Below are 392 nucleotides of genomic sequence, written 5' to 3'. Positions count from 1 at the left end.
CCATTTCCAGCGCTTTCAGGCCTGGAAAACCGGACAGCTCTTCCAGACTCTTTAAATGAGAAGCGTTCAACCGCTCCAGATTTTGGGCTCTGCTTCCCAGTGCAAGGCGCAGCATGTCCAGCTGTATGTAGTCACAGGTAATCATTTTTAAGGATTCCAGTGTCTCCAGACTGCCCTCGGGCAGTTCCGTATGATCCAGATTTAAATACTCCAGCTTCTGCAAAGCGGCAATATCCTGAACCTTTAACGCCTCCTGGCAGACAACCACATGGATATCCGCATCCTGCCCCTGTTCCGCAGCCTCTGCCGGATTTTCAAAGCTGTAGGTGATCAGCCAGCCGGCCTCCCCTTTTCTTATGGCCAGATACTTAAACCGCCCCAATTCCTCCTCC

General features: G+C 51.8%; 1 protein-coding gene. It reads right to left on the bottom strand.

Annotated elements, in window-relative coordinates:
* Positions 1 to 382: hypothetical protein (locus tag NE664_15380; GenBank protein ID MCQ4728014.1), on the bottom strand; the 382-nt coding region annotated here is incomplete at its 3' end.
* Positions 383 to 392: the final 10 nt, after the last annotated feature.

Source organism: Anaerotignum faecicola (assembly GCA_024460105.1).
Taxonomy (GTDB): Bacteria; Bacillota; Clostridia; order Lachnospirales; family Anaerotignaceae; genus JANFXS01.
Note: the sequence above shows the minus strand (reverse complement) of the source record. Positions and strands in the feature narration are given on the sequence as shown.